This window comes from Streptococcus sp. Marseille-Q5855, from assembly GCF_946901985.1.
Classification (GTDB): Bacteria; Bacillota; Bacilli; order Lactobacillales; family Streptococcaceae; genus Streptococcus.
In genome coordinates this window covers 447,530-468,771 of record NZ_CAMPPR010000006.1, presented here as the reverse complement: position 1 = coordinate 468,771, position 21,242 = coordinate 447,530, and the positions used below count along the sequence as shown (strand labels likewise).

Here is a 21,242-nt window from a genome sequence, read left to right as displayed (position 1 = left end):
ATGATATCAGTTAATTATGATATATTGATGTTGTCAAGGTTGCAACAAGACAAAAATTAAAAATAAAAAGGAGGTATTCATCATGAATACAAAAACAATGTCACAATTTTCTGTTATGGATAATGAAATGCTTGCTCGTGTTGAAGGTGGAGATAAAGTAGGGGCTGGAGAAGTTGTTCAAGCATTAGGAATTTGTACAATAGGAGGTGCAGCTCTGGGGAGTGTTATCCCAGTTGTGGGAACTCTTGCCGGCGGGGTTTTAGGAGCACAGTTTTGTACAGCGGCTTGGGGAGCTTTTAGAGCAAGTTAAACTTTTAGCGATATAGTAGATTGGAAATAGTAGTAAAAGGAGGTGATTTATATGAAATACAGATTATTTCTTATTATTTTCTTGAGTAGTGTTTTGGATATTCTTTTAGGTACATTTTTGAAAATCTCGAATGTATCGATTGGGTGGATTGTTCTCTACAGTGGCTTATTTGAAGCAGGAGTTTTCCTTCTTGCTAATAAAGGTTTGGCGGTAAAAATCAAGGAATCAGACATTCAAAAACGCTTTAAATTTATTTTTGGAAAAACGTTATGGTTTCAAATTCTTTTGCTCATCTTTTTGGCGGTAAAACTTTATCTTGGTTTGGATGAGAGACTGATTTTACTTTATGGAAATATTTTCATTGTCTTTAATGCCTTAGTTTATCTTTTGTCTACTAGCCAAATTAATTTAACAAAGAAAGTGTGAAAAGAATGGAACAATCAGTAAATAATTTTATCATTTTATCCGATGAAAAATTAACAATGATAACAGCTGGTGATAAACAACTTGCAGACAGATTTTTAAGTGGAGTAGGTGGTGCAGTTGAGGGGCTTTCGCTTTGTGCACAGACAATCCCCTTCCCAACTCCGCAGATTTATTTAATTTGTGCAGCTGGTGGGGCGGCAGCTTCAGTTTTATGGCCACATTAGAGGATTTAGTTAGGATATAGAATTATTAATCTGGGTATCTCTTTGCGCTTATACTCTCTATACTGTATAGGAACGTATCATGTATAAACACTTATTTTTTCCATATTCAAAAATCTTAGACTGGTTGACACCCTATATTCTAGTCTTGGCTTCTGACACCATTGCATTTAATGTTTTTGTGCTAACCTTTGTATCTGTAGTGGTTTTTTCTTTCCTGAATCCCATGCTAGCTTTTATAGCTATATTCTTAGGGGCTGGCTATGTTGTCGGATTTTGGTTATTAAAATGGTTTGTTTTAGAGAGATTGGAGGTAAAGGATGACTTGTAGGAAGGTGTACTTAGTGTTTAAGTGGTTATCTTTATGGTCGTTTTCAATAAAGATTATACCTTGTTTTTGATTTTTAGTATAGTAACGTCAAATGTAGCTCCTTACATTCATTCCTAACTCCTAAAATAAGAATCACTGCTTTCCTCAGGTTTATCTGGGGGAGGGCAGTGATTTTTTACTTTATTTAGATAATTATCCGAATTAGATGATATAAACAATATTAAAATGATAACAGATGATTAAAATATTAAAATTTCTTATATCTTTATTAATTTTTCTTAAGTAGATTTTTAGAATAAAGTAGCTTATAATAAGAGTACAATGAAAGCGCTTAACATTGTGAAAATTCATCTTGTTCTGATTTAAGAGATCTATAGATACAAATTTTTAAGCAGTCGTATATAGATGTATGTCATTTACACAGTTCTATATACTTAAAAATTTATACAATGATCAATTTAAACGAGGTAGGTGAAAAAATGATAAAAGTTGTTCTCTATTCTTTTTAGGAACAAGAAATTTTACATGAGGTTATTCAAATGAAAAAAACACCCAATCGATGGTTAATTTTGGCAGCAGCCATTTTAACGAATCTATCTCTAGGTGCTGGTTACGCCTGGTCAGTCTTTCAAAAGGCGCTGCTAGAAACCAATGCTAGTCAAGGATGGGTTCAAGCCCAAACTTCTTTGGCCTTTAGTATTTCTTTTGCAATGGTACCTGTTGGTATGATTATTTTCGGTCCTAAGGTTGATTCAGCAGGACCTAAGAAATTTGTATTCCTAGGTGGTATTCTCTTCGGTGCTGGTATGTTTGCTACTGGATTTGCTACTTCTCTTCCAGTCCTTTACCTCACTTACGGGATTGTCCTAGGACTTGGTATTGGTTCAGCTTATGGAGCGTCTACTTCAGTTGCCACTAAGTGGTTCCCAGATAAAAAAGGTTTAGCTGGTGGTTTGACAGCAGCAGGTTTCGGGTTAGGCCCACTCATTATCGGTCCAGTTGCCAAAGCTTTGATTGCTTCTATGGGTGTTTACTCAACATTCAAAGTATTAGGTATCATTCTTCTAATTGTTATTTGTACTTCTTCATTGGTAATGGAGAAAGCTCCTGCAGCAGCGCCGGCAGCTGGAACAGCTCAACCAGAAGGTAAAACTTACAAAGAAATGCTTCGTGATGGAAATTACTGGCTTCTATGGTTGATTTACGTTCTCGGTGCTACTGGTGGAATGATGATTATCGGTACTGCAGCATCAATTTCTGACCAGTATAAACTTGTAGGAGAAGCTACACTCTTTGTTATGCTGGTATCTATCGCTAATACATTTGGTCGTATCTTCTGGGGTACGGTATCTGATAAGATTGGTCGCTATCCTACCGTTATTGCCATGTTTGGAGCGGTTGCTACTGGTTTGTTGCTCACAGCCTTATTCAAAGGTCCTGGAAGCATCTTGGCCATCCTTGGAATTATGATGGTTGCCTTGTCATTTGGAGGCTTCCTCGGTTCATTCCCAGGAATTACTGCTGAAAACTGGGGAGTTACATACGTAGGGACAAACTATGGATGGATGTTTACTGCTTATGGCGTAGCTGCTATTGCTGGTCCTCAGTTAGGAGCACGTCTTGCACAGGCAAACCAAGGAGATTATACAATGGCCTTCTTTATCGTTATCGGCATGGCTATCCTTGGTATTCTACTCCAACTGTTCTATATGGCTAAAGCTAAAAAAGTTTAAAAATGAATCCTTGGAAAATCCAAGGATTTTTTAAAATATGATTGATACTAAGTGTAGTGTACAAGAAATTTTTTTCTAAATTGAAATATAGCAATTTCCAGTCAAATAAATTGCATTCGTTTTCTCAAGCAGGTATACTAGTATGGATAAATAAAAAATTTAGAAAATTTAAGAATAGAAAAGAGAACAAATCTTATGGCAAAAGATATTCGTGTCTTACTTTACTACCTTTATACTCCAATTGAAAATGCAGAGCAATTTGCTGCAGACCACTTGGCTTTCTGTAAATCAATCGGTCTTAAAGGCCGTATCCTAGTCGCTGACGAGGGAATTAACGGAACAGTTTCAGGTGATTATGAAACAACTCAAAAATACATGGACTACGTTCACAGCCTCCCAGGTATGGAAGACCTCTGGTTCAAGATTGACGAAGAAAATGAACAAGCCTTCAAGAAGATGTTTGTTCGCTACAAGAAAGAGATTGTCCACCTTGGTTTGGAAGACAACGACTTTGACAATGACATTAACCCACTTGAAACAACAGGTGCTTACTTGTCTCCAAAAGAGTTCAAAGAAGCCCTTCTTGATAAAGATACCGTTGTCCTTGACACACGTAACGATTATGAGTACGACCTAGGACATTTCCGTGGGGCTATCCGCCCAGACATCCGCAACTTCCGTGAGTTGCCACAGTGGGTTCGTGATAACAAGGAAAAATTCATGGACAAGCGTGTCGTGGTTTACTGTACAGGTGGCGTTCGCTGTGAGAAATTCTCAGGCTGGATGGTACGTGAAGGCTACAAAGATGTCGGCCAATTGCACGGAGGAATCGCAACTTACGGTAAAGACCCAGAAGTCCAAGGTGAGCTTTGGGATGGAAAAATGTACGTCTTTGACGAGCGTATCGCCGTAGATGTCAACCATGTCAACCCAACCATCGTAGGGAAAGACTGGTTTGATGGAACACCATGTGAACGTTATGTCAACTGTGGAAATCCATTCTGTAACCGTCGTATCTTGACATCAGAAGAAAATGAAGACAAGTACCTTCGTGGATGTTCACACGAGTGTCGTGTTCACCCACGTAACCGCTATGTTTCAGAACATGAATTGACACAAGCAGAAGTGATCGAACGCCTAGCCGCTATCGGTGAAAGCTTGGATCAAGCAGCTACTGTATAAGATCAAACAGTCCTCAGGGGCTGTTTTTCTATGCTTTGTACTCAAAAATCTAATACTCAATGAAAATCAAAGAGCAAACTAGGAAGCTAGCCGCAGGCTGTACTTGAGTACGGCAAGGCGAAGCTGACGCGGTTTGAATTTGATTTTCGAAGAGTATAAAGTTTGTTTTTGTATCTTTCAGAAAAATAAGGTATACTATATGTAAACGATTTCAAAAGGAGTCCAGTTATGGCGAAAACATTTTTTATTCCAAATAAACAGAGCATTTTAGGAGAACAGGAGATTTTGACTGCCAAGTCTATCTTAGCCTTGGTAGATGGCTTGGAGTCGCATAGTTATGATTCAGTCTATCTCCGTCAGCCTCTTAACCGTCTCGAGTATATCGAGTGTGCGATAGTGGGGCAATCACAATTTCTTTTTAAGGTCAGTTATGCTGATGGTCAAAAGGCATATCGTATCGATCTTCCTGACCTACTAACGCAGACAGACTGGCTGATTATTAAATCATTTTTAGATGCTTTGCTTGCTTACACAGGGACTGAGATTGAAGGATTAGATGGTTTTGATTTTGGAGCTTATTTCCAAGCAAGTATTCAAGCCCATCTGACAGACACTGCAGCCCGCTTTACGATTTGCCAAGGAATTTTTAACCCTGTTTTCTTTAGTCATGAGGACTTGGAAAGCTTTTTAGAGGAAGATGGTTTGGCTCAGTTTGAAGCGTGTGTGCGTGCGGTTCAAGAGACAGATGCTTACTTTGCAAGAGTTTCCTTCTATCAGGATGGAGAAGCCCAAGTGCACGGTGTTTACCATCTGGCTCAAGGGGTCAAGACTGTTTTACCGAGAGAACCATTTGTACCTGCTGCCTATATTGAGCAATTGGTGGATAAGGAAGTCCAGTGGGAGATTGACTTGGTTCAAATCACAGGAGACGGCTCTAAACCAGAAGACTATGAAGCCATCGCTCGCTTGGACTATGCAAAATTCCTAGAGTCACTACCATCAGCATCTTACCACCAACTAGACGCCAATCAATTAGAAGTACAACCCATCTTAGACAAATATTTTAAAGCATTAGTACAAGAAAAGTAAAGCAGAAGCAGGTCAATCGACTTGCTTTTTTGGCATAGAAAAATCCTGCCATGAAAGACAGGATTGCTACTCAATGAAAATCGGCTCTATAATATTTGTAGTGGGTAAATCCCCTATGGATATTATGGAGCCTATTATAACATAAACGAGTGACTTTTTAAGTAATGACTGCGCTTTTCAATGATGGGAGAGGTATGGTATTGGTTTTAATCACAAATTATCAGAAAATTTTCTATTTTTTTGTTGACAATATTTTGAATATAGTATACAATAATTTCATTAACTCGACAATCACTAGATATATGCAATCTAATCGTAATTTTATAGGAGGAGTCCGCTAATGAAAGAAACACAAACACAATTCTCAGCCGAAGAACTTTTAAATTTTAATGTTATTGAAGAATTTGATAATGGGGAAAGTAGTTTCCTTGCTAAAAAATATTACCTAATGACCAAGCTCGCTGAATGGATTTTGAGCTGAACTAGGTTGCTTAAAAATGATTGTTGAATTAATATTAACTCAATTTCTCAATTGTAGGAATTGAGTTTTTTAGAATAGATATAGAAAAGAGAGTGTTTCTATGGAGCAATTGCAAAAAGATTTGAAAAAAGATTACCAGATGTTTTCAGAGTATGTTGAAATTTATATGGATGAATTTAGTATTGATAAGAGTACCGATTATTCAGTTCACAGAAGTGGCTTTATGCAATTTTTAAGGGAGAGTATAGTTGATTATGATTTTTTTATTCATGCAGCTCTTGTACGATTTAAAGGCAAATTGTTTTTAATAATTGGCAGTAAAGGATGTGGAAAAACATCTTCTACTTTATATTTCTACAGAAATGGTGGAGAAATTTTTACAGATGAAATGGTATTTTTTAAGAATGATAAAATTTATAGCGTTGGGCGTAATCTATCCTTAGATGAATATTCAATTGAACATTATTTTCCTGAACTAAGAAAAATTGTTTGGAAGAGAATACAATCCAAGCTAAATGACGTTCCTAAATATATGCTTGATTTAAAATTATTAAATAATGAAGAAGGATTTAAACATTTAGATAAGATAATAGTATTAATTCCTCAGGGAAATAATAAAATTCACTTATCTAAAAGTGAAAAATATGAGCTTATCGAACGCCAATTTTTTGTTAATGAAGAGCTTGATGGTATTAATTTATCAACACTTCTCGATACAAAAATTGAAGTAATGATGATTTCAGAGCTAGAGAAAAAAATTTACAATGAACAAATTTGATATAACAAAAATTAGAGAGATTATTAAAATTAGAAACATTGAGATTATTTGTCTAATTCTACATGGTTCTAGGACATTAGATATTCAAAATCAAGAAAGTGATTTAGATATAGTAGCAGTTACTGAAACTGGACAATATGAAGACATCGTAGAAATTATTGATGGGGAAAAATATCATATCATATTCAGAGAGAAGAAGTATTTAGAAAGTTTATCAGAAGAGTTTTTCAATATAATTTTAACTAGAATTTTTGATTATAATTCGTTAAGTGGAAGAATAATGTCTGGGGATATTTTATGGGAAAAAAAAGGGAATGAAATAAGCTCTATTATTACACGTAATATTATTGAGTTAGATAAGTCTATTTTAGATAAGAAATTACATTATCAAATGATTAGTCAGTTAAAAGATGCAACAACGAATAGTAGATATATAAATTTGATATGTATACAAAATGCTGTCGATACTTTAATTTGTAGATTTCTTCTAAAAAACAATATCTTCTTTTTAAATCAAAAATGGTTTCCATATTATGTTGCACAATATTTTGATAAAGAAATTTCAAAATACTATTATAATTTGAGATTCTCGCAAACTCCTGACTTGAGAGAATTAAAACAAATATTAGAGTGGGTCAATAATTATGAAATTTGAAACAAGTCCTATAATTTTTAAAACAAAAGTGATAGAAGCATTTGATGCAAATTTTTCATTCGCAATCAATTTAAAGAAAATCCTTAAATCTTATACATTTATGTCTCGTATCGATAATTTAAGCCTTTTATTTTCTAGTGAAGAGGTAGTGATTTTGGATTATCTGTATAAATATTTTGATTTTGATTCTAAACTAGAAAATTTTTCCCAAATTCATTTATTCTTATTTAAAAAAATAGACGACTTAACGCAATTAAAATATGATTCCCTATTTACTTATAAAAACGCATCAGTTTATGTAGGGAAAAATACTAATGAAAATACAGTGTTTTACATAGATGATTGTATCTATGTAGAAAAAGATAATGCTGGTAGCTTAACTAATATTTATTATTTAAATCTCGATGATTTAAAACATGCTTATCCAATAATTATAAAAATTATCGAATCAATAATTATCGAATATTTTCTAACAAATGGATTTCTCCCTGTACACTGTTCTACTGGAATTAATTGTGAGACTAATGAAGTGTGTTTAGTTTTAGGAGAGTCAAGAAGTGGTAAAACTAGTTATCTTATAGGTAATAAAAATTTAAAATTAATCGGTGATGAGTATTGCTTCTTCCGAGAGGATAAAATAATACCATTCTATTTATACTATAAGAGTTATTGTTGGAATGATGAAGATTTTGATGAGAATTTTGATGGCTTGAAGAGAAAAATCTACAAAATATCAAAAAAATCAAAAAAACAGTTAAAGTCAATTAATCGCATTATATATCTTAAAGGTACTAGTTCTAAAAATTTTCAGTTAGTCAGTGATGAGGACAATAAAATTTCTCTACTAATGGAGTATCTAAGTAACTTTCCTGGGAAAATTTACTTGAATAATGTAAAAAGATATTTCCCACTTGTAATATCTACAACCAAAGAATTTTTAAAAGTTCCACTCTATATAAAATAAATTCATGAGGAGTTAATTTATGAAAGAAACTATTGCAGTCGGTTTAGTTTTGCCATTTGGTTTTTTAGATGATTCTATAAAGGGGATGAATCATTTTGTCGAGCATCTACTTTTTAATTCTAAGGTAGTAAAAAACTTTTTAAAAATTTTTGATGAAAAAGGAATTCTTTATAATGGGGTTACATCATACGAGTATATTCTCTTTTACTGTCAAGGGTTAAAAGATGATAGACAATTAATGATCAATTTTTGTCAATCTATACTCTCTAGCTTTGAAATTACTGAAGAAGAGTTTGAAAGAGAAAAAAAGATTGTTCTCTCTGAAATTGAGTATTATTTACAAAATAAAATAGAGGTAGTCAGTAATATTCTAGTAGGAAATAGAAGTTCGTTAGCGATTCTAGGCTCTAAAGAATCCGTTTCTTCTATTACTAGATTGGATATCATTGATTATGTTAATAATATCAAGAAAAATTATTCTTTGGTAGATTCAAATGGTGAGATTGTAACTACAAGCAGTAGAAGCAGAAACCGAAATAGATTTTTAGAACATAGTAAAAGAATAATAAAGGTAGTAAAGAATGATGACCATACTTTTAATCAATGTTATGGTATTGGACTTAGTGTGAGTAGAGAAGCATCCAAATATTTTAAAGTGTTCATTGATATGTTTTCAAGTAATCTCAATTATGAGTTTAGAGAAAAAACTGGTTGGACATACAGAATACATTGTAGTGTCGTTCAGACAAATACCTTCATACAGAATCAATTTATTTTTTCTATAGCGGATGAGATTAGTTATTTAAACATTATAAAATGCATAGCTGATATACTAAAAAAAACTAAGAAAGATATTTTCAACCTTAACAAGCAGAGGTTAGAAGAATATTTAGAAAGATTAGAAACTAGGTCAGACATAAAACTAGATAATCCACTTGGAAGAATGAAATATAACGCTTTGAGTAGTATATATATACAAAATGATGAAGTTAATAATTTGCGTCTTGAAGATGCTATAAATAATATTAGTTTAATCATAGCTGTTTATAATATTAATGAAATAGATGTCAAACGAGAATGCACAGAATTTGATGTGGAGATAATTTAGGATGGATGAATCAAAATATTTGTGCTATCTTGAAAAATATGATGCTTTAGGCTCAGGACGATTATTAGCTAAAGTTAATAATACCTACTATATGTTTAACAAAAATCAGATTGAACTCTTACGATACTTAAATAAAAACGCTAAAAAAAGAGAGGAAATATATGTAAAGTTTTCCTGCTATACTAGTAATACCATAGACCAATTTATTGATTATTTTTACAAACAAGGAATACTTGTTAAGAAAAATTCATTTGATGATAATGGGTTGAAGTTTTTGTCAATATATCGCAGATTGACAAGATTCTATATTCCACAAAAATTAAATGATTATATTGGACAAAAAAAATCTAAATTTATACCTTTCCTTCCGAATCCTGTACTAATTACAAAAGTAATGCTATATTGTAGTCCTATTTTAGCTTTATTTCTTTGTTATGCTTGTTATGATATTCAACTAAACATTTCAAAAGTTCCAAGAAATATTATCACATTTTTAGTAGGAAGCGTGGTAGCTATTATACACGAGCTATTAATAATGATATATTATTTGAAGTCAGGGAGAGTACCTGGACGCATATATATTAGAATTGTTTATCTCGTAGTCATATCTTTTGGAACAGAATGGGGTGCTAGTTATAGTGAAAAGAAAGTTTTTAGAACAACGATGTTCCTGTTTTCTATGATAAGTATTTTTTATTTATCTGCTATATTTTTCATGATATTTTACTTATTACAGTATTTAAAACTTTATACAGCAGCATATTATACGAGCATCTATGCTGTTGGGACATTGATTTTTGCATTTATTAATGCTTATCCATTCTTATTAAAGACAGATGGTTATATACTTTATCAAGAATTTTTTGGAATTTATAAAATACGATCATTATTTTTTAAAACCCTTTTTTATTGTATTGGAATAAGAAATAATCTAAAATTGCAAGAAGTAGTAAAGAGAAATAACCTAAAAACGTATATTTGGGATTTATTTTTTATTATTTCTATAATTGGATTATTGTATATTTTATATAGTGGTATTAGATTTATTATTTGACTTTGGAGGAAAAATAAATGAATTATATTATTTGTGCCTATTCTATTATTTTAATGTTTTCAGCTTATTTTGGATATAAAAAAAAGCTTGGAGTATCTGTTGTATCAATACTTATAAACTTATGTTTATGTACTTCGACATTGTTTAACTTATTTTATTCAATTAACTATTTGAAATTATTAATATCAATCTTTTTAATATTACTTTCAGTGAGCTTGCTCTACGATAGAAAGATTAGTGGAAATAAAATCAATTATAGTCACCATTGTATCAGATTTATTATTCATGTACTAATAATTTGTTATTTATTTCTATAATAACAAGAGTTTCTATGAAAGATTCGACACGGATAGTCAACTGATCTAAAATTTTAATACTATATCTGGAGGTGATGAAGCATGACAAAAAATATTAATTTCACCCTATTTAATAAGGAAAACTATGAATCAAATAATCTTGATAGTCTGAATCTCAATATAGCTCTGAGTCATCAGATTGATGGGAAAGCCACCAATATTTCGCAAGGTCAGAAACAAAAAATTCTATTCATGAGGAGTTTATCGCAAGAAAAGGATATCTATTTATTCGATGAGCCTACAGGAAATTTGGACAGAAACTCAACTGAATTATTTCTAAACGAGGTTGAGAAATTAGTGAACGAGGAAAAGATTGTTATTGTCGTGACTCATGACAAGGATGTTATTGCTAGAGCAAGTAAAGTTATTAATATGGACGAATTTCATTAAAAGTTAATAAATGGAGATTGGTGGTTTCTAATCTTAATTTTACATATAACTAGTTTGCATAATATTTGGAATAACGAACTTTATAGCAACGCTATCATACTTTGAACTCTAGGAATAAAACCCATCCTAGGACAAAGATTTTAAAACATTAGCACAAGAAAAGTAAAGCAGAAGCAGGTCAATCGACTTGCTTTTTTGACATAGAAAAAATCCTGCCAAGGATGACAGGATTGCTACTCAATGAAAATCAAAGAGCAAACTAGGAAGCTAGCCGCAGGCTGCTCAAAACACTGTTTTGAGGTTGTAGATAAGACTGACAAAGTCAGGAACATATATCTACGGTAAGGCGAAGCTGACGTGGTTTGAAGAGATTTTCGAAGAGTATGAAGTTTAAAGAAAGGCCAAGATACGAAGATAATCTCCAATCAGTGCCACCTCAGCTACAAAGAAGAGGAGGATAATGACTCCGTTCACAAGGACAGACAAGAATAACTGATAGAAGGAGTCGGTTTCACTTGCTTGACTTGGTCTTGTAATGATATGGAGACTGGCAAGTAGAATGATTCCAATGCTAATCACACACAAGAGGGCTGTAAATCGTAGGCTGTCAAAGAAGGCAAAGAAACTAGCAATAGCAGTGAGGAAGATTGGAATTGCCAAGAGTTGACTATATTGTTGGAGAACCTTTTCTAGCGTCCAGTCCTTTTCTTGGTAGATAAATCGTCTCACAACGAAACTGCCCAAGAGGAATGAAAAGAAGAAGAGTGTTGTTGCTACTAGGATAGAGATAATCGAAAAGAGATTTAATGAAGCAAATTGTTCAGGGAAGTGATTATGCATAGTTGCTATATGTCCATAGTAAGCATGTTTGATGTGGTAGATACTAAAGAAAAAGGAAGATGCAGAAAACAGAATGAGCAAGAGAAAGGCTGTGTAGCTGTGTGTGCTACTTGTTTCAAGCTTGCTTGTAGGAGATTTGAGAGCCTCCACTAGCCAAGACCAAAAATCAAGTACTTGCTCTTTCCATCTATCTGTAGATTTTTGAGCTTGGTCGGGGATATAAGGACTTTCTAAAGATTTACTGAGAAGAAGAGGCTCTTTCGTGGTTGCTTTTTGCTGAGGAAGAGCTTCTTGGCTCTCTTCAGCTATAGTGACTTTTTCTGTTTCTTTAGAAAGGTCTGGCTCTTCTTCAGTAGAATTAGATGCCTTCTTTTCTTCTATTTCTGTTCTCGCTTCACTGTCTTCAGGAGCTTCAATTTTCTCTTCTTGCTGGCTTTCCAATTCGACTTCAGCTTGAGAGACTTCCTCCTCTAACTGAGTATTTTTTTCAATTGGTGTATCGAGATCGGCTATCCTTTCTTCAGCCTTGTCTGCAACCTCTTGAGCTTGCTCTTCAGGCTTGTTCTTGCTTGTTGTTTTTACAAAATCATTACTTTCAAACCATTCTTGTTTCATGGTAGAACCTCCTTTTAGTTAGATAAATATGTTTCCATAGTAGCAGATGTAAGCGTTTTTGTCAACGTCTGATTGGTGTGGATATTAGTTCAATATCATCATCAGATCTCGCAATGAGTTGATCCTTGACATCGGTTTTTTCAGTTTTGTAAGGGTTGCTTAATTCCGTACCTCTTGATTCAGGCTCTTCTCTTGTGAATTGGAAGATAGACCCATAGTTACTTGAGACGTCCCAATTAATTCGTTGGCTTTCTTTCTGGTCTAGGATGATTCGGAGATAATCTTTGGCAATCAGTTCAACCTTACCATGGACTTGGATATTTTCAGCGTGGAAGTGATTTTCTGTTGATTCTAGCTGACTATCTGTAAAATCTGTATCAAAGATATTGACGATATTGGGCGTTGTGAGTTTACTGTTTTTGATACGACTTCCTTCAATTCGGAGGATATAGCTGTTTGTATTGAGGGTCGCATTTTCAAGGCTGGCATTGGTGATACTGGTTTGACCGCGATTTGCTGAGATGTTGATTCCTTTTAGAGTTCTCCCTTTTGGCAGTCTGAGAATAACTTCTTCAAAACGACGAGAGTAGCTGCTTGCGATATGGAGAATCCCGCCAATTCCAGAAGAGAGAAATGGAGTTTCAGACAGTTTCTTATCAGTGAGGGTCAGCGTTTTATCGTTCTGATTTGTGATAAGATCATGGTGAGCAGAAAGAGATGGATGGTAAGAAATGTGGATTTGATCATCGAAAGAGTCTGTGATGGTCAGTGCGTGTTGATGGAGAGTAATCTCTAGGTTTTCGACTTCCTTGCCAAAGGTCAACTCTTCCATCCGACTATCATAGACAGGCTCCTTGGACATGGCAAGCAGACTCTTAATCCCGTCAGATTGGATCCCTACAAAGAGCAGGATAAAGCCGATAATGGTAGTCACCACACCAAAAATGAGAAATCCTTTTGTCAATTTACGCATGCTGGTCACCTCTCTTTCCTTTTTTGAGAACAAATTGCACCAGGCGAACAATGAGTAGACCGAAGAAGCGAGCTACATAGGAAATACCTAGTAAGACTAGTGAAGAAGCACCGATAGCCAGTAAACCAGAACCGAAAATCAAGATAAAGGCTGATTTGGCTTGGGCTAGGACAGTGAAACTTTCAACTAAAAATAGGAATCCGCCGATGATACCCAGTATGGAAACCGCAAAGAAAGCCAAGATGACAGTCAAGGCTGCCACAAAGATTGCGAACAGGGACACGAGGATGGCGATTCCCAGAGGAATACCGATGGGTGCTGCAAGGAGGGCTAACAAGGCGATATGCAAAATTTGTCGGTTATTTTTTTGAGCAGGTGCCTCATTGATTTTTTTATCGAGAAGATTAGAGAGAACTTCGTGGGCTGCTTCTTTGGGAGTTCCCAAGCTAGCGATGAGTTCTTCTTCTCCTTCGACTCCAGCATCGTCAAAGAGTTCCCTGAAATAGTCCATGGCTTCAATTTGGTCAGCCTGAGGCAGTTTTTTGAGATAAAGTTCTAGCTGAGTCAGGTATTCAGTTCTTGTCATGGCGGATACTCCCTTCTATGATGCCATTGATGGTGTCTGTATAGAGTGTCCATTCATCTTTTAGGGTCAAGAGCTGCTCTATACCACCATTTGTCAAGGAGTAGTATTTGCGCATGCGACCTTGGAACTCTCTAGAATAGGTTGTCAGAAAGCTATTGCCTTCCAATTTTTTGAGAATGGGATAGAGTGTGGATTCTTTGATATTAGCGATCAGCTTAATGGTTTGGCTAATCTCATAACCATAAGAATCCCCTTTTTCCAGTACGGCCAAGATGAGAAATTCAATCAAGGCAGAGGATGTTGGAAAGTACATGGGAAACCTCCTTTTCTAATGTGTAGGATTTTTATATATAATTTTTCTACACATACATTGTACATCTAAAAGAAAGCCCTGTCAAGAGAAATGTGTAAAATTTTTATATATAAAAAAACTTCTAGGAAAAACTAGAAGTTTAGAGAATTTTATCAGCTCTGTCTACTGTAAAGAGGGCTACAGTCATCAGAATATCGACGAGCAAGAGGGCAGCTACAGCTGGTACCCAAGAGTGGAACAGGTCAAAACTGTAACCAAAGAGGGTTGGCCCAAAGGCTGCTAGGATATAGCCTCCTGTTTGAGAAATACCAGATAATTGAGCTGTCTTTTCAGGGGAGCTTGTTTTGAGCGAAAAGTTGACCATGAGATAAGGGAAGAGGGCGCTGGTTGCGGTTCCGATGAGGAGATGGATGGCAAGCCAGTAAAAGAAATTACCGACTGGGAAAAAGAGCATGGAAATGCCGACCACGCCAGCCAGTGAAACCAGAGTGAGCATGAGCTGACGGTTGCGAGTTGATAAGCTGGTTGTCAGGCTTGGGATGGTCATTGAAAAAGGAATGCTGATCAGCGAGAAGATAGATGTCAGCAAGCCAGCTTCGTGACTGGATAGGCCTGCGTGGATAGCCATGGTAGGTAGCCAGGTCATAGCAGTGTAAAAGAGCAAGGATTGAAAACCTGCAAAGATAATCACTGCCCAGACCTGTTTATTATGCATGACCTTTGTTTTGCTTTTTTGTTTGGTTTGTGGAGCCAGTCTGTGATTATAGCGGTGATTTGGGAGCCAGAGCAAAAAAGTTGCTAGACAGAGCAGGGTAAGGAGGATGATAAGTCCTTTCCAAGAACTGGCTTGTGTAATAGGCACGGCTAGATAGGAAGCAAGAGCCGTTGCAATCCCCATAGAGGTTACATATAAGGTGGTCAGAAAACCAATCTTCTCTGGTTGATTGGCTTGGATAAGACTAGGAAGCAGCACATTGATGACTGCGATGCTTGCCCCAACCATCAAGGTTCCTAGATAGAGGAGGGGTAAATTGATTAGTCGAATAAGTGAGCCAATGGTTAAGAAGAAGAGGCTGTAGGTAAAGAGATGCTCCAAGCCAATTTTCTGAGCCAGTCGGGTAGAAAATGGTGAAAAGAGGGTAAACATAAGGAGAGGCAGGCTGGTCAGGACACCAAGCGAACTAACTTCTACTCCCAGCCCTTGCGAAATATCTCCCAATATAATGGGTAAAACAGTAAAAGGAGTCCGCAAGGAAACACCAATTAGTATAATACCTGGAACAAAAAAGAGTGATTGCTTTTTCATATAATACCTCTTCTAGTTGATTTTAATAACAGCTTATTTTAAGGCTTTTTCACTATAATGTCAAGTAAGGTTTCTGGCTTTCAAGATAAAAATGGGAAAGTCTTGAAAATTATGATAAAATAGTGGAAGGAAATCTATACATTGGAGAAAAACTGTGTCTGAAAAGCAAAAAATCAGCGTATTGATGTCGGTCTATATCAAGGAAAATCCGACATTTTTAAAGGATGCTATTGAGAGTGTTCAAAATCAGACCCTGAAACCGAGCGAGTTGGTTCTGGTTGAGGATGGGCCTTTGACACCTGAGCTCTATCAGGTATTAGACCAGCTTGAAGCTGAGTCTGATATTCCAGTGAAACGCTATCCTCTTGAGCAGAATCAAGGTTTGGGTCTGGCTCTTCGACAGGGTGTTTTGCAGTGTCAGTATGATATTATTGCCCGTATGGATACGGATGATATAGCTGTTCCAGATCGTTTTGAGAAACAGGTTCAGTTAATGGAGAAGGACAATCTTGACCTATTAGGTGGCCATATTGCAGAATTTATTGATAATCCTGATGAGATTGTTTCTTACCGTCGTGTTCCAACCCAACATGCAGATATTGTAGCTTATCAAAGGATGAGAAGTGCCTTTAACCACATGACTGTCATGTTCAAGAAGGACATGGTTCTCAAGGCAGGCAACTATGAGGATGGCCTTTATATGGAGGATGACCTCCTCTGGCTCAATATGATTGCTGCAGGAGCCAAGACTGGAAATCTGGATCAAATCTTGTGTAAGGTTCGTGTTGGAGCAGGGATGTTTGAGCGTCGTGGGGGACTGCGTTACCTTAAACTCTATCGTCAGGCTCGTCAGCGCATGCTGAAGAGAGGGCAAATTTCTTACATGGAGTATGCCAAGAGTGTTGCCATTCAGATGGTTGTTGCTCTTTGTCCAGGATTTGTCCGACAGTTTATTTTTATGAAACTGTTACGAAAAAGCAAGTAAAAGATTGTAGCAAATCGTAAACGGGACAAAAGGTGTTATAATAACAATATAATGCTCTTCGAAAATCTCTTCAAATCGCGTCAACGTCGCCTTGCCGTAGGTATATGTTACTGACTTCGTCAGTTCCATCTACAACCTCAAAACGGTGTTTTGAGCTGACTTCGTCAGTTCTATCTACAACCTCAAAGCAGTGTTTTGAGCATCCTGCGGCTAGCTTCCTAGTTTGCTCTTTGATTTTCATTGAGTATAATCATCCAGCTCTTTTAAGGAGGAGTAAATTTCTATGAATAAAAAACTCACAGATTATGTGATTGATCTGGTGGAAATTTTAAATAAACAACAAAAACAGGTTTTCTGGGGAATATTTGATATTTTGAGTATGGTGGTTTCCATCATTGTATCTTATATTTTATTTTATGGGCTGATTAATCCAGCACCTGTTGACTACATTATCTATACGAGTTTGGCCTTCCTGTTCTATCAATTGATGATTGGATTTTGGGGGTTGAATGCTAGTATTAGTCGTTACAGCAAGATTACGGATTTTATGAAAATCTTTTTTGGTGTGACTGCGAGCAGCGTCTTGTCATATAGTATCTGCTATGCCTTCTTGCCACTCTTTTCAATCCGTTTCATCATTCTCTTTATCTTGTTGAGTACCTTCTTGATTTTATTGCCACGGATTACTTGGCAGTTAATCTACTCTAGACGCAAAAAAGGAAGTGGCGATGGAGAACACCGTCGAACCTTCTTGATTGGTGCTGGTGATGGTGGGGCCCTCTTTATGGATAGTTACCAACATCCAACCAGTGATTTGGAACTGGTCGGTATTTTGGATAAGGATGCTAAGAAAAAGGGTCAAAAACTTGGTGGAATCCCTGTTTTGGGTTCATATGATGATCTGCCAGAATTAGCCAAACGCCACCAAATCGAACGTGTTATCGTTGCGATTCCGTCGCTTGACCCATCAGAATATGAGCGTATCTTGCAGATGTGTAATAAGCTGGGTGTCAAATGTTACAAGATGCCTAAGGTTGAAACGGTTGTTCAAGGTCTTCACCAAGCAGCTACTGGGTTCCAAAAAATTGATATTACGGACCTTTTGGGACGTCAAGAAATTCGTCTTGATGAATCGCGTCTGGGCGCAGAACTTACAGGTAAGACGATCTTGGTTACAGGTGCTGGTGGCTCAATCGGTTCTGAAATCTGTCGCCAAGTTAGTCGCTTCAATCCTGAACGCATCGTCTTGCTCGGGCATGGGGAAAACTCAATCTACCTTGTTTATCATGAATTGATTCGCAAGTTCCAAGGGATTGATTATGTACCAGTTATTGCCGATATTCAAGACTATGACCGTCTCTTGCAAGTCTTTGAGCAGTACAAGCCAGCTATTGTTTATCATGCGGCTGCCCACAAGCATGTTCCTATGATGGAGCGCAATCCAAAAGAAGCCTTCAAAAACAATATTCGTGGAACCTACAATGTTGCTAAGGCTGTTGATGAAGCCAAGGTTCCTAAAATGGTTATGATTTCGACAGATAAGGCGGTTAATCCACCAAATGTTATGGGAGCAACCAAGCGCGTGGCTGAGTTGATTGTCACTGGCTTTAACCAACGTAGCCAATCAACCTACTGTGCGGTTCGTTTTGGGAATGTTCTTGGTAGCCGTGGTAGTGTCATTCCAGTCTTTGAACGCCAGATTGCTGAAGGTGGGCCTGTAACGGTGACAGACTTCCGCATGACCCGTTATTTCATGACCATTCCAGAAGCTAGCCGTTTGGTTATCCATGCTGGTGCCTATGCCAAGGATGGAGAAGTCTTTATCCTTGATATGGGTAAACCAGTCAAGATTTATGACTTGGCTAAGAAAATGGTCCTTCTAAGTGGACACACTGAGAGCGAAATTCCAATCGTTGAAGTTGGAATCCGTCCAGGTGAAAAACTCTACGAAGAACTCTTGGTATCCACCGAACTGGTTGATAATCAGGTTATGGATAAGATTTTCGTTGGTAAGGTTAATGTCATGCCTCTAGAAGCCATCGATAAAAAGATTGAAGAGTTCCGAACTCTCAGAGGAGATGAGTTGAAACAAGCCATTATCGCCTTTGCCAATCAAACAACCCACGTTGAATAAAAAAGAAAAACGCATATTATCAAGTTGTTCATAAGAACCTTGGTAATATGCGTTTTGTTATGTATAGATTACCTCATTTTCTTCTGAAATGGGGTTGTCGCTCAGTCTATGTTATTGAAAATACTCCAAAACTTCTATGGGTTTGTGAGCGATATAATCAGGCTGATAGTTTAGCAAGTCTGCTTGCTCTCCAAATCCCCAAGTGACGGCCAATTTCTGAATGCCTGTTTCTTGAGCTCCAAGCATATCAAACTTGGTATCTCCGATGATGATGGCTTGTTCCGGTGCTAGTTGATGTGTCTGCAAGGCTTGGCGAATGACATCTGCCTTATGGGGTGCTTCAGAGCTAGAACCATAAATGCCATCAAAGAAATGATGGATCCCCAAGTTTTTAGTCATGTCTTGAGCGGTTGGAGTATTCTTTGTAGTGGTGATGTAGAGAGGGTAATTCTTGGATAGTTCTTGAAGTAATTCTACAATCTGAGGGAAAAGTTGAGCTTCATAGATGCCTTTTTCCTTGTAGTAAGAACGGTATATCTGTACAGCCTCAGAAATTTGTTCTTTGGGCAGGCAGGTCGCAAAACTACTTTCGAGAGGCGGTCCCATAAAACCACGAATCGTTTTGGCATCAGGGCTAGGTACCCCCAGCTCCTTAAAGGTATGGGTAAAGGCGTTGTGAATCCCGATAGAACTGTCAACGAGGGTTCCATCCAGATCGAAAAAGATAGCTGAGATAGAGGTCATGGTTTCTCCTATTTGATAAGCTTATTCTCCGAAAATTTCTTTTTGGAGACGACGACCAGTTGGGGTGGCAGCGAGTCCACCTTCAGCTGTTTCACGAAAGGCAGTCGGCATGCTTGACCCCACTTGGTACATGGCATCGATCACTTCATCAACAGGGATTTTAGATTCGATACCTGCCAAGGCCATGTCTGCTGCGATAAAGGCAAAGCTGGCTCCCATGGCATTGCGTTTGACACAGGGAACTTCAACCAAGCCGGCAACAGGATCACAGATGAGGCCCAGCATATTTTTAATGACAAAGGCAATAGCTTGACTGGCTTGGTAGGGTGTCCCACCTGCAGCTAGGGTCAAGGCGGCAGCACTCATAGCGGAGGCCGAACCAACCTCGGCCTGGCACCCACCCTCAGCACCTGAGATAGAGGCATTGTTTGCGATGACTAGTCCAAAAGCACCCGCAGCAAAGAGGAAATCCAGCTGTTGCTCGTGGCTGAGGTCTAATTTTTCAATAGCAGCAGTGAGAACGGAAGGGAGACAGCCAGCACTTCCTGCGGTCGGAGTGGCACAAACCAAGCCCATTTTGGCATTGTGTTCATTGACTGCGATAGCATTTCGGGCAGCAGAGAGAATCGTGTAATCTGACAAGGTTTTTCCGTTTTTTATGTAGTGATCCAGTTTGGCAGCATCTCCACCTGTCAGGCCACTACGAGATTTATTTTCATTGAGGCCAAGTTGGACAGAGGCTTTCATGACTTCCAGATTGCGTTCCATGAGAAGGAAGACTTCTTCACGTTCGCGACCGGTCAATTCAAACTCAGTAGTAATCATGAGTTCTGCGACATTTCCTTGAAAGTCCAGTTCTGCCTGCTCGACCAATTCTTTGATAGAATAAAACATGCTTCCTCCTATTTAAAGAAATTGACATTGTGGAGATGAGGGATTTTTCGAATTTCTTCGATAGCCTCATCACAGTTGCGACTGTCGACTTCGATAATCATAATGGCTTTTTCACCAGCTTTTTCACGAGTAACGTTCATCTGGGCGATATTGATACCATAGCGTGAAAGTGCCTCTGTTACGAGGGCAATCATGCCTGGAATATCTTGATGAACGATAATGATAGTCGGTGTATTCATATTGAGAGAGACGGCAAAGCCATTAAGTTCGGTGACCTGAATATTTCCTCCACCGATAGAAATACCAGTCACGCTGATAGTCTTGTGGGCATTTTTGACGGTAATTTTAGTTGTGTTTGGATGCGGAGTATTGCTGTCTTTTTGAATAGTCCAGACAATCTTGATGCCACGCTTGTGGGCAATTTCCAGACTGTTTGGAATTTCAGGATCATCTGTATCCATGCCTAAAATACCAGCAACAAGGGCTAGGTCTGTCCCGTGACCACGATAAGTCTTGGCAAATGAGTTAAAAAGTTGGAATTCGACTTCTGTCGGAGTATCATCAAAAATGGAAGAGACAATCTTCCCAATACGAACAGCACCAGCGGTATGACTACTAGATGGGCCAATCATAACTGGTCCGATGATATCAAAGACAGATTGAAAACGAAGTGATTTCATCAGTTTCCCCTTATAAAAATTCTTATCTCTATTATATCAAAGAATGAGGGTCTTGGCTTTAATTGTGGATGAAAACCTTTTTACACTACAAATA

General features: G+C 37.2%; 25 protein-coding genes. 16 read left to right on the top strand and 9 right to left on the bottom strand.

The window, feature by feature from the left end:
* The first annotated feature begins 82 nt into the window (after window positions 1-82).
* The 14 genes from OC529_RS08805 (at window position 83) to OC529_RS08740 (ending at window position 11,078) form a co-directional block, all read left to right on the top strand.
* The gene (locus OC529_RS08805; RefSeq protein ID WP_164226314.1) at window positions 83-310 is read left to right on the top strand and encodes a Blp family class II bacteriocin; all 228 of its coding nucleotides are present in this window, start codon (window positions 83-85) and stop codon (window positions 308-310) included.
* Between the two features lie 51 nt (window positions 311-361).
* Window positions 362-736, top strand: coding sequence for an immunity protein (locus OC529_RS08800; RefSeq protein ID WP_173213199.1), 375 nt, complete (start codon window positions 362-364; stop codon window positions 734-736).
* A 5-nt stretch (window positions 737-741) separates the two neighbouring features.
* Entirely contained in the window at window positions 742-960 is a 219-nt protein-coding gene (locus OC529_RS08795; protein ID WP_173213201.1) for a hypothetical protein, read from the top strand.
* A gap of 79 nt (window positions 961-1,039) precedes the next feature.
* Window positions 1,040-1,288, top strand: a complete 249-nt coding sequence (gene blpZ / locus OC529_RS08790; RefSeq protein ID WP_112444786.1) for an immunity protein BlpZ — start codon at window positions 1,040-1,042, stop codon at window positions 1,286-1,288.
* A gap of 539 nt (window positions 1,289-1,827) precedes the next feature.
* On the top strand, window positions 1,828-3,021 hold the full coding sequence (locus OC529_RS08785) for an OFA family MFS transporter (RefSeq protein WP_262081965.1): 1,194 nt from the start codon (window positions 1,828-1,830) through the stop codon (window positions 3,019-3,021).
* A gap of 195 nt (window positions 3,022-3,216) precedes the next feature.
* Window positions 3,217-4,203: a rhodanese-related sulfurtransferase gene (locus tag OC529_RS08780; protein ID WP_166730973.1), complete on the top strand. Its 987-nt coding sequence runs from the start codon at window positions 3,217-3,219 to the stop codon at window positions 4,201-4,203.
* A 228-nt stretch (window positions 4,204-4,431) separates the two neighbouring features.
* Window positions 4,432-5,292: a DUF4299 domain-containing protein gene (locus tag OC529_RS08775; RefSeq protein WP_262081964.1), complete on the top strand. Its 861-nt coding sequence runs from the start codon at window positions 4,432-4,434 to the stop codon at window positions 5,290-5,292.
* A gap of 340 nt (window positions 5,293-5,632) precedes the next feature.
* Window positions 5,633-5,773, top strand: a complete 141-nt coding sequence (locus OC529_RS08770) for a hypothetical protein (RefSeq protein WP_153299978.1) — start codon at window positions 5,633-5,635, stop codon at window positions 5,771-5,773.
* 100 nt (window positions 5,774-5,873) lie between these two features.
* On the top strand, window positions 5,874-6,551 hold the full coding sequence (locus tag OC529_RS08765) for a hypothetical protein (RefSeq protein WP_050229009.1): 678 nt from the start codon (window positions 5,874-5,876) through the stop codon (window positions 6,549-6,551).
* Entirely contained in the window at window positions 6,538-7,206 is a 669-nt protein-coding gene (locus OC529_RS08760; RefSeq protein WP_057485895.1) for a hypothetical protein, read from the top strand. The genes OC529_RS08765 and OC529_RS08760 overlap by 14 nt, the downstream gene beginning before the upstream one ends.
* Window positions 7,196-8,170 carry a hypothetical protein gene (locus tag OC529_RS08755; RefSeq protein ID WP_050229006.1) on the top strand — a complete coding sequence of 325 codons (975 nt, stop codon included), beginning with the start codon at window positions 7,196-7,198 and terminating at the stop codon, window positions 8,168-8,170. Before OC529_RS08760 ends, OC529_RS08755 begins: the two co-directional genes overlap by 11 nt.
* 19 nt (window positions 8,171-8,189) lie before the next feature.
* Window positions 8,190-9,278, top strand: coding sequence for an insulinase family protein (locus OC529_RS08750; RefSeq protein ID WP_057485896.1), 1,089 nt, complete (start codon window positions 8,190-8,192; stop codon window positions 9,276-9,278).
* A 1-nt stretch (window position 9,279) separates the two neighbouring features.
* Window positions 9,280-10,332, top strand: a complete 1,053-nt coding sequence (locus tag OC529_RS08745) for a hypothetical protein (protein ID WP_224783105.1) — start codon at window positions 9,280-9,282, stop codon at window positions 10,330-10,332.
* 398 nt (window positions 10,333-10,730) lie between these two features.
* On the top strand, window positions 10,731-11,078 hold the full coding sequence (locus OC529_RS08740; protein ID WP_262081963.1) for an ABC transporter ATP-binding protein: 348 nt from the start codon (window positions 10,731-10,733) through the stop codon (window positions 11,076-11,078).
* Between the two features lie 390 nt (window positions 11,079-11,468).
* On the opposite strand, the gene OC529_RS08735 is transcribed toward OC529_RS08740, so the two are convergent.
* The 5 genes from OC529_RS08735 to OC529_RS08715 all read right to left on the bottom strand — a co-directional run bounded on the left by OC529_RS08735 (window position 11,469) and on the right by OC529_RS08715 (window position 15,711).
* Entirely contained in the window at window positions 11,469-12,533 is a 1,065-nt protein-coding gene (locus tag OC529_RS08735; protein WP_262081962.1) for a DUF6574 domain-containing protein, read from the bottom strand.
* A gap of 61 nt (window positions 12,534-12,594) precedes the next feature.
* Entirely contained in the window at window positions 12,595-13,506 is a 912-nt protein-coding gene (locus OC529_RS08730; RefSeq protein WP_262081961.1) for a DUF4097 domain-containing protein, read from the bottom strand.
* Complete coding sequence (locus tag OC529_RS08725; protein WP_000198699.1) at window positions 13,499-14,092, bottom strand: DUF1700 domain-containing protein; 594 nt, start codon at window positions 14,090-14,092, stop codon at window positions 13,499-13,501. The genes OC529_RS08730 and OC529_RS08725 overlap by 8 nt, the downstream gene beginning before the upstream one ends.
* Window positions 14,079-14,405, bottom strand: a complete 327-nt coding sequence (locus OC529_RS08720) for a PadR family transcriptional regulator (protein WP_000273855.1) — start codon at window positions 14,403-14,405, stop codon at window positions 14,079-14,081. The genes OC529_RS08725 and OC529_RS08720 overlap by 14 nt, the downstream gene beginning before the upstream one ends.
* A gap of 139 nt (window positions 14,406-14,544) precedes the next feature.
* Window positions 14,545-15,711 carry a CynX/NimT family MFS transporter gene (locus OC529_RS08715; protein WP_262081960.1) on the bottom strand — a complete coding sequence of 389 codons (1,167 nt, stop codon included), beginning with the start codon at window positions 15,709-15,711 and terminating at the stop codon, window positions 14,545-14,547.
* A 154-nt stretch (window positions 15,712-15,865) separates the two neighbouring features.
* On the opposite strand from OC529_RS08715, the gene OC529_RS08710 reads away from it, so the two are divergent.
* Window positions 15,866-16,696 (top strand): glycosyltransferase, encoded by an 831-nt coding sequence (locus OC529_RS08710; protein ID WP_261086590.1) that lies wholly within the window; start codon window positions 15,866-15,868, stop codon window positions 16,694-16,696.
* Window positions 16,697-16,766: 70 nt separating this feature from the next.
* Here the strand turns inward: OC529_RS08710 and OC529_RS08705 are convergent, their stop codons facing one another.
* Window positions 16,767-16,937 (bottom strand): hypothetical protein, encoded by a 171-nt coding sequence (locus OC529_RS08705; protein WP_262081959.1) that lies wholly within the window; start codon window positions 16,935-16,937, stop codon window positions 16,767-16,769.
* A gap of 42 nt (window positions 16,938-16,979) precedes the next feature.
* On the opposite strand from OC529_RS08705, the gene OC529_RS08700 reads away from it, so the two are divergent.
* Entirely contained in the window at window positions 16,980-18,830 is a 1,851-nt protein-coding gene (locus tag OC529_RS08700; protein WP_262081958.1) for a polysaccharide biosynthesis protein, read from the top strand.
* A 111-nt stretch (window positions 18,831-18,941) separates the two neighbouring features.
* Here the strand turns inward: OC529_RS08700 and OC529_RS08695 are convergent, their stop codons facing one another.
* The 3 genes from OC529_RS08695 to sdaAB are packed head-to-tail and all read right to left on the bottom strand — an operon-like array spanning window position 18,942 to window position 21,148.
* Window positions 18,942-19,574, bottom strand: a complete 633-nt coding sequence (locus tag OC529_RS08695; protein ID WP_262081957.1) for an HAD family hydrolase — start codon at window positions 19,572-19,574, stop codon at window positions 18,942-18,944.
* A gap of 21 nt (window positions 19,575-19,595) precedes the next feature.
* Window positions 19,596-20,468 (bottom strand): L-serine ammonia-lyase, iron-sulfur-dependent, subunit alpha, encoded by an 873-nt coding sequence (sdaAA, locus tag OC529_RS08690; RefSeq protein WP_049521384.1) that lies wholly within the window; start codon window positions 20,466-20,468, stop codon window positions 19,596-19,598.
* An 8-nt stretch (window positions 20,469-20,476) separates the two neighbouring features.
* Window positions 20,477-21,148, bottom strand: a complete 672-nt coding sequence (sdaAB, locus tag OC529_RS08685) for an L-serine ammonia-lyase, iron-sulfur-dependent subunit beta (RefSeq protein WP_049521383.1) — start codon at window positions 21,146-21,148, stop codon at window positions 20,477-20,479.
* Window positions 21,149-21,242: the final 94 nt, after the last annotated feature.

Coding starts and splice junctions, on each gene's coding strand:
- OC529_RS08740 (WP_262081963.1), top strand. CDS start 10,731: ATGACAAAAAATATTAATTTCACCCTATTTAATAAGGAAAACTATGAA.
- OC529_RS08730 (WP_262081961.1), bottom strand. CDS start 13,506: ATGCGTAAATTGACAAAAGGATTTCTCATTTTTGGTGTGGTGACTACC.
- OC529_RS08745 (WP_224783105.1), top strand. CDS start 9,280: ATGGATGAATCAAAATATTTGTGCTATCTTGAAAAATATGATGCTTTA.
- sdaAB (WP_049521383.1), bottom strand. CDS start 21,148: ATGAAATCACTTCGTTTTCAATCTGTCTTTGATATCATCGGACCAGTT.
- OC529_RS08775 (WP_262081964.1), top strand. CDS start 4,432: ATGGCGAAAACATTTTTTATTCCAAATAAACAGAGCATTTTAGGAGAA.
- OC529_RS08700 (WP_262081958.1), top strand. CDS start 16,980: ATGAATAAAAAACTCACAGATTATGTGATTGATCTGGTGGAAATTTTA.
- OC529_RS08705 (WP_262081959.1), bottom strand. CDS start 16,937: ATGAAAATCAAAGAGCAAACTAGGAAGCTAGCCGCAGGATGCTCAAAA.
- OC529_RS08715 (WP_262081960.1), bottom strand. CDS start 15,711: ATGAAAAAGCAATCACTCTTTTTTGTTCCAGGTATTATACTAATTGGT.
- blpZ (WP_112444786.1), top strand. CDS start 1,040: ATGTATAAACACTTATTTTTTCCATATTCAAAAATCTTAGACTGGTTG.
- OC529_RS08720 (WP_000273855.1), bottom strand. CDS start 14,405: ATGTACTTTCCAACATCCTCTGCCTTGATTGAATTTCTCATCTTGGCC.
- OC529_RS08795 (WP_173213201.1), top strand. CDS start 742: ATGGAACAATCAGTAAATAATTTTATCATTTTATCCGATGAAAAATTA.
- OC529_RS08755 (WP_050229006.1), top strand. CDS start 7,196: ATGAAATTTGAAACAAGTCCTATAATTTTTAAAACAAAAGTGATAGAA.
- OC529_RS08695 (WP_262081957.1), bottom strand. CDS start 19,574: ATGACCTCTATCTCAGCTATCTTTTTCGATCTGGATGGAACCCTCGTT.
- OC529_RS08800 (WP_173213199.1), top strand. CDS start 362: ATGAAATACAGATTATTTCTTATTATTTTCTTGAGTAGTGTTTTGGAT.
- OC529_RS08725 (WP_000198699.1), bottom strand. CDS start 14,092: ATGACAAGAACTGAATACCTGACTCAGCTAGAACTTTATCTCAAAAAA.
- OC529_RS08735 (WP_262081962.1), bottom strand. CDS start 12,533: ATGAAACAAGAATGGTTTGAAAGTAATGATTTTGTAAAAACAACAAGC.
- OC529_RS08785 (WP_262081965.1), top strand. CDS start 1,828: ATGAAAAAAACACCCAATCGATGGTTAATTTTGGCAGCAGCCATTTTA.
- OC529_RS08780 (WP_166730973.1), top strand. CDS start 3,217: ATGGCAAAAGATATTCGTGTCTTACTTTACTACCTTTATACTCCAATT.
- OC529_RS08750 (WP_057485896.1), top strand. CDS start 8,190: ATGAAAGAAACTATTGCAGTCGGTTTAGTTTTGCCATTTGGTTTTTTA.
- OC529_RS08765 (WP_050229009.1), top strand. CDS start 5,874: ATGGAGCAATTGCAAAAAGATTTGAAAAAAGATTACCAGATGTTTTCA.
- OC529_RS08770 (WP_153299978.1), top strand. CDS start 5,633: ATGAAAGAAACACAAACACAATTCTCAGCCGAAGAACTTTTAAATTTT.
- OC529_RS08760 (WP_057485895.1), top strand. CDS start 6,538: ATGAACAAATTTGATATAACAAAAATTAGAGAGATTATTAAAATTAGA.
- OC529_RS08805 (WP_164226314.1), top strand. CDS start 83: ATGAATACAAAAACAATGTCACAATTTTCTGTTATGGATAATGAAATG.
- sdaAA (WP_049521384.1), bottom strand. CDS start 20,468: ATGTTTTATTCTATCAAAGAATTGGTCGAGCAGGCAGAACTGGACTTT.